Genomic DNA, 12,946 nt, shown 5'->3' with positions numbered 1-12,946 from the left:
ATATTTAAAGAATTATTTAGTAAGGCTACGGTGATAAACTGTAGCCTTACTTTTGATTAAAGAATATACAGGCTGAAAATAGGAAAGAGTAAAAAATAATAGTTTTATCAATCCTCATCTAGGACTACGACTGCGTTCTCGACGACGATGACGATCACGCTCACGACGACGGTGGCTATCATGCTCGCGACGACGGCGATCATCAAACTCAGGACGACGGTAATCATCAGGTTCACCACGATGATAATCGTCAAACTCATGACGATGGTAATCATCATATTTGCGACTAGGGCGAACATCAAGCTCAGGACGACGATAATCATCATGCTCATAACGACGGCGACCATCAAGTTGGCGACGAGTACGATGCATCTTATCCAGATATAAGATTATATCACGAACCCATTTATTTATATTTTTTCCGTCATTGAAGGTAGTGTCAACATGTAAATTGTAAATTCTTTTAATACAATTAACAATACCCTCTGCAAACCAACCTCTATATTTATAAGGTGCACCTTGGTCTATCGTATCCATATCTTGAAGAACTGTATTAAATTTATCAGTACCAGTTTCAAGTACTTCCATACCACTTAGTTCATCATCTAGGATGGGGCATTCGGTTCTAGTCGTTTGATAAGTACCATTTTGGATAGCAATTCTTTTATCACTCTTAGTAGCCATATTTTGGTTAATTAGGGTTTGAAGATCTCTAAAATTATCATTGCTTAATTTGACTTGCACTATGTAAGCTTTTAGCTTTCCTCTGTCATATATAGGTTGTACATTTACATCTCGATCTTGATGTACTCCATAGCTGTCATCAAGTAAATTTACTCCTGTTTCTTCCATGAATTCAGTATTGGCAAGATTAAAGGGGCTACCTGAACTGGAATCAGGTGTTCCCCCGGGCAAAACTAATTTTTCGGGTGTTTGTGATGAGTAAAATTCTTGAGGTTTTCTTGGTATGTCTTCACCACCACTTTTTTTGTGGAAAAAGTATCCTTCTTTATTTCTTCTTCCCATAAGAAATTTAGTAGGTGTATCCGGTCCGTCATTACAATATACTAGCATATAATAGGTTGCCATATAAAATCAATCCCTTCTTTTTTATATAATACAAGGAGTATAATACAGATTTATAACAAGTACAATGCATTTGGACACAGTCAGTAATGAACCAGACATAATCGGGACATAAGTAGGAATTAAGGAATTAAATTAAATCTAAAAATGATTAATAAGTTTAGCCACTAAAGTTTGGTCTAGTTCAGGAACAACTGTAAAAGATTGATTTTACAAAGGGGGAATTAGAGATGCAAAATGAATTAGAATCAGTTATAGAGAAAGTACAAAAATTACTTAGATTAGCAGAGAGTCAGAATGAGTATGAGGCTCAATCTGCAGTCACAAAAGCTTCAAAGGATAAAGAAATCCAAGAGAAAACTACTTAATTAAGATAAAGATTATAAGGCATTTGTTCCAATATGGTATTGTCCCTCTAGGATTGAGGAGATAGGTACTGAATTGTCTAAAGGGCTTTTTAGTATTCAATACCCTAGCCTTTTAACTTTATGTGAATATTAATTAATGTTTCAGTAATTTTTAACAAGGTTAAAATAATACCTAAAATAATAATAAAAGTATTCATAAAAGGTCCTCCCCATTCGTCAGGCGAGGGACACACCATATTAGTAATATTATAACAGAATATTAAAACAATGTAAAACAAATAGTTATAAAGACAAATTATATATATACTAATACATTATATATTCTTGTTGCTGAGATAGTAATTATATATATTCAATTTGGAGTGTAGTTTTTTGGTTAGCATAGATAATGAATTGCTAATGATGCTGAAGGTTTGAAAACAATAAATAAAGGGTATATAATTGAGTATATATTGAATTTGAATATTAGTATAAAAGAATTTTTTTCAAAACTATGGGTTAATATATTTTAAGTTTTTGAAAGGGAGGTTTATTGATGAAAAATAATTATTATGCACAAAAATTAAATTCAACAATGTTATTTAAGGCATACGAAACTGAAATACCCAGAGTAAAACAGTATTTGGATGCGGAAATCTCTTTTGTTAGAGATAATCTGACAAGCAGTGAAAGGGTTTTGGAATTAGGTGCAGGTTATGGACGTATTGTTAAGGAATTAGCGGGTGATTGTAAATCAATTGTTGGCATTGATGTTTCTGTAGAAAGTGTTGAGTTAGGAAAGGAATATTTGAAGGATAGTCACAATGCAAAGATTATAGATATGGACGTACATAATCTTCAGTTCGAAGAAAAGTTTGATGTAGTACTTTGTTTGCAAAATGGTTTGTCTGCAATGAAGATTAAATCGACTGATTTGATTGAGAAGATTTTGAAAATGGTTATGAGTGGTGGAAAAATTTTTTTCAGTACTTATAGTGAAAAATTTTGGGAGTATAGGCTAATGTGGTTTGAAGAACAAGCTGATAAGGGGTTAATAGGTGAGCTTGATTATGATAAATCAAAGGATGGAGTTATTATTTGTAAGGATGGTTTTAAAGCTACTACGCATACTCAGAAAGATTTAGAAGAGATTGGAGATTTATCAGGGTATGACTATAAAATTCATGAGGTAGATGAGTCAAGTGTTTTTCTTATTATCCATAAAAATTAGATTTAGTAATGAAAAGAGTTTTGCGGAGAAAACAGAGTAGGTAGAAAAGAGGAAAACAATAAATGATATTCATTACTGGTTATGGACCGATTAACAATTTTTTTGGTAATGTAAAAGGTATATTCTGTCCCATACATGGTCATGGAACAATTAAAGAAAATAGAGCATATATTTATTCAATGTTATATCAAGAAGTGGCGAAAATCTGGGTTGAACAAGAACTATTTAATCACGCGATAGCAATATACGCCCATGATCAGATAGCAATAAATACATTCTTTCAAAATGGATTTGGTATGAGGTGTGTAGATGCTATTACATCTATTAATAATGACAAAATAATATATAAGAGCATACCAAATATAAGCAGAATCAAAAATTAATCCTATAGTAGTTGATGATAAAACGCTAGAAATGATGGAGCAGATAGAGTATGATTTTACAAAATTTGAAGGCTCATGGATGACCCAGTCAGGAGTGACAGTTAGAGCAGAAATACTTGACCGAGAACTAGATTGTTAATATTAATACCTTTTTTCAAAAAAACTTTAATAATAGAATAGTTCATATTAAAATATAGATAAAAAAATATTAAACATAATTGAAATAAACTAAATATTAACAATAATGTAAATGTGTCAAAAATTGCGAATTTTACATACAATATTTGACAGACTTTTTATTGTGATAAGTGTATTGTATACATTGTACTAAAGTTGATTTAATTAAGGGGGATAATAGAATGAAAAAAATATTAGGTTTAATATTAGCTGGAAGTTTAATTTTATCACAAGGCATGATTGCAAATGCAGCTTATAAAGAATATGTAGAAGATGAAAATAATGATACAATGGAAAATGCGGATACTTATGATGTAGAAGAGAGTAATACATTTGTTCATGGAACTGTAAATGGTTATGATGATACTGATTATTTTAAACTTGTTGCCACTACATCTGGAGAGATGGATATAGATTTTTATTTTGGTGAAGCTAGTAGTGATATAGACATAGATTTTTATGTTTATGATTCATCAGAGGATATACTGATAAAGATTTCTGATTGTAAGGGTAATGAGAATTACAAAACTGATGTAAATAAGAATGATTATGTATATGTACGTGTAGACTATGATGGTGGAAATTTAGCAGAACCATACGAATTATGTTTTGATATGGATTAATAAAAAAAGATAAATTAGATTTACTTTAGTACGAGCCTGCCTTAATTGGTAGGCTTAAATTTTATCATTAAATATCATCTTTATTTCCTAAGAGAAGATAAGGTAGTAAAAAAAATTATAATTAGTATAATAATACCCAAAGAAAATGATTGCTAAAAACGGCATGAATTATAACAAACGGGGGGAATATAATGTTTGAATTAAAAGAACAAGATTTTGGAAGGATTAAACCACTGATTGATAATATAAGCCATAGTAGAGCACTAATATTTTCAGTTGTAGAGGGTAACTTAAAAGGTAGAATTTTTGTAGACAATATGGCTACACCAAAAACTGCATTTATAGAAGGTGAATTTTTATATCTAGTTGGTTTTGAAGACAATACCAACTTTAATAAAAAGCTAATCAAGTATATATTTGATGAAAAGATTCCGAAATCAAAGGACAAGGAGCTAATACTATTTTTATGCTCTGACAAGTGGATGGAAATTGATAAAATGTTTAAGAAACGTGGTTGTATTACTATTCAAAGGAAAACTTTTAGCTTTGATGTAGATAAGTATAAAGAAGTTAGAAATAGATACGATAAAATAACTTACAAAGATGAAGTTAAAAAAATCAAGGATACATCAAATTTTGGATTTAGAATTGTTAATAATGAAGAGATAATAAGTGAGTGTATGTCAATTGCAGTAGGTTCAGGTGAAGCAGAAATAAATATAAATACAAAAGAGGCATATAGAAGAAAAGGATATGCGACTACAGTTGCCATGGAATTCATTGATTATTGTATTTCCAATGAACTTATACCAAACTGGTCTTGTTGGCCATTTAGGAAGGAATCCATTAACCTAGCAAAGAAATTAGGGTTTAATGAAAAATCAGATATTCCTGCTATTTACTGGGCAAAGAATATGTAACAGTATAGTTTCTTAGTAATAAATAAATATAAATTAAAAAAATAATAGTTAGAAGTAAAGTAATTGTAGCCAGTCATCCTATGATAATAACAGATTTATCATGGAATAAACTGGCTATATTTTTATTCTAACAGACAAAAAAATCATATGAAACATTAAGAGTGATATTTAATGAAATTAGTCTAAGCAAGGTATGGTATGGATAAACCAACTTAAGAATTGACCAGAACAAACTTAATGCAAAAATTCCAATAATTTAATATCAATAATAATATGTTAAACAAAGTTTTAACTCACTATTATATCTTGACTATATACAGAATTGGTAATAAAATTACATGTATAATATATATTATTAGTGTTTAGTTCTACACGTACATATTTTTAAATATTTCAAATTGAGCATGTGTTGTAAAAAATAAAAAATTTGGTAATGATTACAAGTTTTATATGTAAGGGGGTTGTTATAACGGAGTTGCTAAAAAATGCTGTTACGGGAGTAAATATTATACCTACAGTTTTATTAGGAGTAGTATTGTTGTACTGGATTATTGTTATTATTGGTGCATTTGATTTCGACTTTCTGGATGTAGATATCGACATAGGTGCTGATAATTCAGGTCCATTCTATGCAATTTTAGCGTTTCTAAATGTAGGAGAATTGCCTTTTATGTTAATTATAAGCATATTTATACTGAATTTTTGGATTATATCAATGTTGATATATTACTTACCTTTTGTTGCAGTAGGAGGTCTGTTAAATGGAATATTACTAATACCTACCATGATAATCAGTATATTTCTGACAAAGTATGAAACCATTCCTCTAAAAGGTATATTCAAGTATAGCAATATGCAAGATAACAAAGACAATCAAGTACTTGAACAACTATGCATACTTATGTGTGATGTGAAAGATGGACGTCTAGGTCAAGCTAAAATCAAAAGAGATGGTGCTTCAATAATAATTAATGTTAAATCCGAGTATGAGGAAGAGTCATTTAATAAGGATGAAGCTGCATTTGTCAGCAGAAAAGACACAAATAAAGATATATATTACATTGTCAAGTTAGATTTATAAAATTAAAAATCTACAATTCTATTAGAAGGAATTCAGTTCCAACAATGAAATTATCTCAGTAAAAAATAAGGAGTGTTAAAATGAATTATTCAGTTCAAATTATATTAGCTACTGTAGGAGTAGTAGTAATAGTTGTTGGTGGATTACTTGCACTATTTTCAAGATTCTATCACAAGGTAGAACAAGGAAAAGTAATAGTAAGAAATGGTGTTGGTGGTCCAATAGTATGTTTTGGTGGTATTTTTGTAGTACCAATAATTCATAGATATGAAGTAATGGATATCTCGGTTAAAAGAGTAGAAATAGCAAGAGAAGGAAAAGATGGTTTGATTTGTAAAGACAATCTAAGAGCTGATATAAGGGTTGCTTTTTTTGTTAGAGTTAATCAAACTAGGGAAGATGTATTGAAAGTTGCTCAGTTATTAGGTTGCCAGAAAGCATCAGACCCAACAACGTTAATGGAATTCTTTGATGCCAAGTTTTCAGAAGCCTTAAAAACAGTTGGTAAGAAATTTGATTTCGTCCAGCTATATACTGAAAGAGAGACTTTCAAAAATGAAATTCTACAGATTATTGGAACAGATCTAAATGGTTATGTTATGGATGACGCGGCAATCGATTATCTAGAACAAACAGATGTTGGGCTTTTGAATAGTAATAATATCTTGGATTCAGAAGGTATCAAGAAAATAACTGAACTCACTTCAGAACAAAGAATTTTAGCTAATCAGATTGAAAGAGATAAGCAAAAAACTATTAAACAACAGGATGTATCTGCAAGAGAGGCTATATTAGAACTTGAGAAGCAAAATGCTGAGGCAGAAGCTAAGCAAAAAAGAGAAATAGCGATTATTAATTCTAGAGAAACAGCAGAAGCTGAAAAAGTAGCCCAAGAAGAGAGATTCAAGTCAGAAATGGCAAGAGTTAAAACTGAAGAAGAGATAGAGGTTGCTGAGCAAAATAAAGAAAGACAAGTTATTGTTGCTATGAAGGCAAAAGAAAGCACAGAAGCTGTTGAGACTGAAAGAGTAGATAGAAAAAGATTACTAGAAAGAACAGAGAAAGAAAAGTTAGTTGAACTTGCTACTATAGAAAAAGAAAAAGAGGTAGAGGTTCAGAAGAAAGATATTCAGTCAGTTATAAGAGAAAGAGTGGCTGTTGAGAAAGATACTGTAGTTGAGGAAGAAAAAATAAAAGATACACGTGCAATTGCTGAAGCTGATCGTTATAAAACTGTAGCTATCAAAAAAGCAGAAGAACAATCAGAGAAGGATCTCATTATAAAAGTTAAGACAGCAGAAGCTTCAAAACAAGCTGCTGAGAGAATTGCAGAAAAGACAATCATTGATGCTGATGCAAAATTAAAAGCTTCACAAAAAGAAGCAGAATCAATAAAAGTAATTGTTGATGCTAAGGTACTTGAAGAATCAACTAGTGGTATAGCTGAGGCAAAAGTTATTGAAGCGAAAGCTTTAGCACAGGCAAAAGGTGAAACTGCTAAGATTGATGTAAAAGAAAAAGAAGGAAATGTTGAAGCTGATATCTTGAAGAAAAAATATTTGGCAGAAGCGGAAGGAATCAAAGAAAAAGCTACTAGCATGAAAGCATTAGACGAAGTAGGAAAAGAGCATGAAGAGTTCAAACTCAAACTAGAAAAAGAAAAAGAAATTGCACTTGCAGATATCAATATCCAAAAAGATATAGCAAGTTCACAAGCAGCTGTTATCACAGAAGCACTCAAATCAGCTAAGATTGATATTGTTGGTGGAGAAACTATGTTCTTTGATAAAATCGTTGGTTCTATTACAAGAGGTAAATCATATGACCGTTTAGTTGATAATAGTGAAGTACTTAGTGATATAAAGGAAACATTTATAACAGGAGACCCAGATTACTTTAAGAAACAATTACAAGAATTAGTAGGTAGATTTAACTTAACATCTGAAGATTTAAAGAATCTATCAATAGCTGGAGCTGTTAATAAAATGATGAATAATGCTAATGGTGAAGACAAAACAATGTTAGGTAAACTATTAGATACTGTTAATAAGGCAGGAGTTGCTGACTTATCAGCAAAATTGATGGAAACTACACGTAAATGAGGTAGATGATATTGGATGTTAAAGATAATAAAGATATAAAAACTAAAAATGATAATAACGATATGGAAAATGGTACATATGAAGTTATTAAGAACAGACTTGTAAAACAAGGTAATGACTTAAAGGAACGTGTCCACAAACTAAATTCCGTTAGAAAAGAAGTCTTTGGTTCTATTGAAACAAAGCTTCTTGGAAGCGAACGTATTATAACCGAGAATAATTGTATACCTAGAGATATGGCGCCAGTGGATGACTTCTTTATCTTTGGTTACAATGTTCATATCGGATTAAAATCCAAGGTGGAACTTAGTGATGTATTTTCTATTTATCAATATAAAGATCGTACATTCCAAAAACAGACACTTGAATTAATTAATGATGATCAGTTTCTAAGAGATTTTGATGAGCTATACAAATATTATAAGAATACGTTTTTCGCTAAATTCACTATAATTGAACCATACTTCTATATGGTTTTCCAGACAGGTAAAAATGCTACAGACATTAAAGTATTCAAATGGCTGATAGAAGATGGAAGATTAACATATGTAGATTGTAGAAGTGACCATGAAGTTAAATTCATAGGTAAAAACGAATTCAAGTTTGTCAAAGCATCAAGAGATGATCAAAGAACAGGGATACATCCACATGTCTCAATTCTTGATAAAGTCTTTGTAGAAACTATCGGTGGAGACTTGACAATAAAAGTAGAAGATAATACAGAAACAGGTAAAGGGATATATTCTGAAGATGTTGAGGATAAGGACCAGAACCTTGATGATGCTGAAATATTTTATGCGGATTTAGACCAGATAATAATACTTAAGATTAAGCCATACAAGGAGAATGATTACAGGTATTTCATATTCAACAATAAGTTGAAAAATGTTGTAAGAATTGATTCCATAAAAGATACATGTATGCTCCTGCCAGGAAACCATGGTCTTATATTCCCTCAGGGTTATTATCTTCAAAACGGCGAATATAAAGTATTTGATGTACCAGCGGATAATTCAGTTTTTGATCAGATGATTAGTTCATCTAACGGAGAGGATTATCAGTATATCTTCTATAACATTGATAGCGGAATATATTTAGTATATTCATATAACATAATTGAACAGACAATAGATACACCTATTGTCTGTAGTGGATACTCCCATTTTAATAATGGTGAGATGATTGTCTTCAAAAATGAAGAAGAGCCTAGAAAAAATCATATGATACAGATATGGCAAACACCTTATGTTGGAAAAAACTTTGTAAGTGAAAGTAAAAATGATTCTATCTTATTTAATATCGGCAATAAGGATATAGTAAACTGTATGGCTGAATGTAAGATAGTATATAAACTCATTCAAAAAGGTGAGAGCTATCAGAGTATATATATTGATATTGTAAAAGAATCGGAACAAATAATAGATTCATACTTCTGGCTTGATAAAAAAGAGGTATATAACTTAAAAGAAGTACTTATATCTATAAAAGAGACATCAACATTTGCTATTGGTGAATTCGAGAAAGTAGTAAGAATCAAAAAAGCTACAAAGAAGCAAATAAGCAGTGTTTCAGATGAGGCAGAAGAACTTCTCAAAAAACTGGAATATGGTACATTTGATAGTATAAATGAATATGTAAAGGTATTAGCTGACATACGAAATCTTCGAGGCAAGATTGTTTCCCTAAGGGACCTAAGATATACAGATATACCATTCGTTGATTCATTAGGTGGCAAAGTTAAAGATAAGAATGAGGAGTTCTCTAAAAAATGTGTAGAGTTCATAATTGAGCCTGAAGGTCTTAAACCTTACGCTGATAAAGTAAAAGAATTACAAGATAGCGTTGATAAAGTTAACAAATCAAAAGAGGGAAAAGAACTCTGGGAAAAAATAGATGAAACATGTGCCGAATTAGAACTTTTGATAGATATTGTAAGTAATTTTAAGATTGAAGACCCAACTATGACTACAGAAATCATTGATAAAATTTCATCCTTGTTTTCTCTGATTAATAATGCTAAGGCAAGATTAAAAACCAGAGTGGAGCAATTTACGAAAAGTGAAATGACTACTCAGTTTAATTCACAAATGAAATTACTTAGTCAAGCTGTAGTTAATTACCTAGATGTCTCTGATACAGTAGAAAAATGTGACCAATATCTCAATAAAGTTATGGTCCAGATACAAGAATTAGAAGGTAAATTCGCTGAATTTGATGAGTATATAGATAAGCTTGGTGAAAAAAGAGAAGAATTATATACTGCTTTTGAGAGCAAGAAACAGGCATTGATAGATAAGTTGAATAAACGTATCCTTGGATTGGTTAACTCTTCGGAGCGTATCATAAAGGGAATAACCAATAGGCTTGATAGTTATGATTCAGTGGAAAAGATTAATGGATATCTTGCTACTGACATTATGGCTGAGAAGGTTAGAGATATTATTTCTCAGCTAAGAGAATTAGGAGACAATGTCAAGGCAGATGAAATTAGCTCGAGACTGAAAAAATTAAAAGAAGATGCTATCCGTCAACTAAAAGATAAAGAAGAACTTTATGTTAATGGTGCAAATGTTATAAAATTAGGGCGACATCATTTTTCAGTTAATACAAAAGCCATTGATTTGTCTATTGTACAAAAAGATGATGAATTATATTATCATATAACAGGTACTGATTTTTGGGATAAAGTGGTTCATGAGGATATAAGTAGATATGAACATGTTTTTTCACAGAGTATTGTATCAGAAAGCAGAAATGTGTATAGAGGTGAATACCTTGCTTATTTGGTGTTTAGAGCAGCAAGTAATAAACAGTATGAAAGTTTGGATGTGCTATACTCTAAATCTGAAACTCAGTTGGTTGAAATTGTTCAAAAATATATGGAACCAAGATATCAAGAAGGCTATACCAAAGGGGTACATGATAGTGATGCAGCTAAGATATTAAAAGCATTACTTGAACTTAATCAGAACATAGACTTGTTAATATACAGTAGTCAGGTTAGGGCTTTGGCCAGACTATTTTGGAATAGATTAATAGATGCTGATACGAAAAAATTATTGACATCCAGGTTAAGAGAATTAGCTAAGGTGAGTGAATATTTTAATACATCACCTAATTTGGAAAGTTATATACCTTATATAGTGGAAAAACTTGAAAACACCTATAATAATATAGTGCTGTTTGATAGCAAGAATATGCCTGATGCAGCCGAATATCTCTGTAAGGAAATCATGAAAAATAAAGATTTCGTAGTCAGCATAGAAGCTAAAAAAATATATGATGGCTTTGTTTGCTATCTACGAGATAAAAATGCCCTAGAAACTTTTGAACTATCTGTCAAAAACAGTAAAGATGACATAGAAGGTCTTTTTTATCTAATCAAAGAATGGGTTAAGGCCTATGGAATAGAGACTAATGCTTTTGAAGATATAGATGAGGATGAATTGCCAGGGTTACTTGATGAAGTAATTGTTCTATTAATTGAGAACGATGCTAACTTAGGTAGAGTTATCAATGTAGATTCCAAGATAACCATAACCGAATTAGTTGGCAGCCACTATGTAATTAACGAAGGAACATACAAATTAGCCTATACTAGATTTATGAACAAATTAAAATACTATAGTGAAGTTACTGTAAATGACTATATCAAATTCCAAGATATCAAGAAGGAACTTATCAAGGAATTTAAAACAGAACTCAATCTTGATGAATTCAAGCCAAAAGTCCTTTCATCTTTCGTTAGGAATAAGCTTATTGATAAAGTATATTTACCTCTAATTGGAGATAATCTTGCTAAGCAGATTGGTGTTATAGGAGAAAATAAGAGGACTGATTTAATGGGTATGCTATTATTAGTATCTCCACCAGGCTATGGTAAAACTACTTTGATGGAGTATATAGCAAGTAGACTTGGTATTATACTCGTTAAGGTTAATGGTCCTTCCCTTGGTAACGATGTAACATCATTAGATCCAGGAAAAGCAAATAATACCAGTGCCAGAGATGAACTTAAAAAACTCAATCTTGCACTTAAGATGGGAAATAATGTAATGATATATGTTGACGATATCCAGCACTGTAATCCAGAATTCTTACAGAAATTCATATCATTGTGTGATGGACAAAGAAAGATTGAAGGAGTATATAATGGTATTGGGCAAACATATGATCTAAGAGGTAAGAAAGTAGCTGTGGTAATGGCAGGTAATCCTTATACTGAAAGCGGTGAAAAATTCAAGATACCAGATATGCTATCAAATAGAGCGGACGTCTATAATCTTGGAGATATGCTTAGGGAAAATGAAGAAGCCTTCAAGCTTAGTTACATTGAAAACAGCTTAATCTCTAATCCTGTACTTAGTAAACTCACAAGCAGGAGCCAAAAAGATATATATGGTCTTATTGAAATGGCTAACGGAGCTGAAAGAGAAACTGTAAATCTTGATAACAATTATTCAATAGATGAACTTAATGAGTATACTAGTGTCATAGAAAAGCTATTTAGAGTCAGGGATGTAGTTCTAAAAGTTAACATGGAATACATTTATTCTGCAGCTATGGCTGATGAATATAGAAATGAACCCCCTTTCAAACTTCAAGGTTCTTATAGAAACATGAATAAAATAGCAGAAAAGATTGTACCTATAATGAATGACGAAGAATTGAATCATCAAATACTGGCAAGCTACGAAAATGATTCCCAGACACTAACCTCTGATGCCGAAGCTAACATGCTCAAGTGGAAAGAAATTGTGGGTTGCCTTAATAGTGAAGAACAAAAACGTCTTGATGAAATAAAATCTATATTCCTCAAGAACAAACTTATAAAAGGCGATGACAAATTAGGTCAAGCTGTAAGCGTTTTAAGTAATCTTACAGACAACATAGAAATGATTAAAGATATCTTATCTGGAAGTATAAAATAAACTAAGTTAGTATATTAAAATAAGATTCATCAGAAGAAGGGGTTGTCTGATAATACTTTTTGGGA

At 31.2% G+C, this 12,946-nt stretch carries 9 protein-coding genes; 8 read left to right on the top strand and 1 reads right to left on the bottom strand.

All coding sequences use genetic code 11. The features are described 5' to 3' along the window. Positions 1–114: 114 nt before the first annotated feature. Positions 115–1,026 (bottom strand): hypothetical protein, encoded by a 912-nt coding sequence (locus AACQ14_RS17070; RefSeq protein WP_339364796.1) that lies wholly within the window; start codon positions 1,024–1,026, stop codon positions 115–117. A gap of 290 nt (positions 1,027–1,316) precedes the next feature. Here AACQ14_RS17070 and AACQ14_RS17065 point away from each other — a divergent pair, with 290 nt between their 5' ends. The 8 genes from AACQ14_RS17065 (at position 1,317) to AACQ14_RS17030 (ending at position 12,881) form a co-directional block, all read left to right on the top strand. After that, a complete protein-coding gene (locus AACQ14_RS17065; protein WP_339364795.1) occupies positions 1,317–1,454 on the top strand; it encodes a DUF2786 domain-containing protein in 138 nt (45 codons plus the stop codon). A gap of 535 nt (positions 1,455–1,989) precedes the next feature. Continuing rightward, entirely contained in the window at positions 1,990–2,664 is a 675-nt protein-coding gene (locus AACQ14_RS17060; protein WP_339364794.1) for a class I SAM-dependent methyltransferase, read from the top strand. 62 nt (positions 2,665–2,726) lie between these two features. Next, a complete protein-coding gene (locus tag AACQ14_RS17055) occupies positions 2,727–3,047 on the top strand; it encodes a hypothetical protein (protein ID WP_339364793.1) in 321 nt (106 codons plus the stop codon). A gap of 359 nt (positions 3,048–3,406) precedes the next feature. Further along, the gene (locus AACQ14_RS17050) at positions 3,407–3,847 is read left to right on the top strand and encodes a hypothetical protein (RefSeq protein WP_339364792.1); all 441 of its coding nucleotides are present in this window, start codon (positions 3,407–3,409) and stop codon (positions 3,845–3,847) included. 191 nt (positions 3,848–4,038) lie between these two features. After that, positions 4,039–4,767, top strand: coding sequence for a GNAT family N-acetyltransferase (locus AACQ14_RS17045; RefSeq protein WP_339364791.1), 729 nt, complete (start codon positions 4,039–4,041; stop codon positions 4,765–4,767). A 475-nt stretch (positions 4,768–5,242) separates the two neighbouring features. Continuing rightward, entirely contained in the window at positions 5,243–5,848 is a 606-nt protein-coding gene (locus AACQ14_RS17040) for a hypothetical protein (RefSeq protein WP_339364790.1), read from the top strand. An 80-nt stretch (positions 5,849–5,928) separates the two neighbouring features. After that, positions 5,929–7,950, top strand: coding sequence for a flotillin family protein (locus tag AACQ14_RS17035; RefSeq protein ID WP_339364789.1), 2,022 nt, complete (start codon positions 5,929–5,931; stop codon positions 7,948–7,950). A 5-nt stretch (positions 7,951–7,955) separates the two neighbouring features. Then, positions 7,956–12,881 (top strand): DNA repair ATPase, encoded by a 4,926-nt coding sequence (locus AACQ14_RS17030; protein WP_339364788.1) that lies wholly within the window; start codon positions 7,956–7,958, stop codon positions 12,879–12,881. Positions 12,882–12,946 lie beyond the last annotated feature (65 nt).

Source organism: Vallitalea maricola (genome assembly GCF_036985595.1).
Classification (GTDB): Bacteria; Bacillota; Clostridia; order Lachnospirales; family Vallitaleaceae; genus Vallitalea; species Vallitalea maricola.
This window is presented reverse-complemented; position numbering and strand designations above follow the sequence as displayed.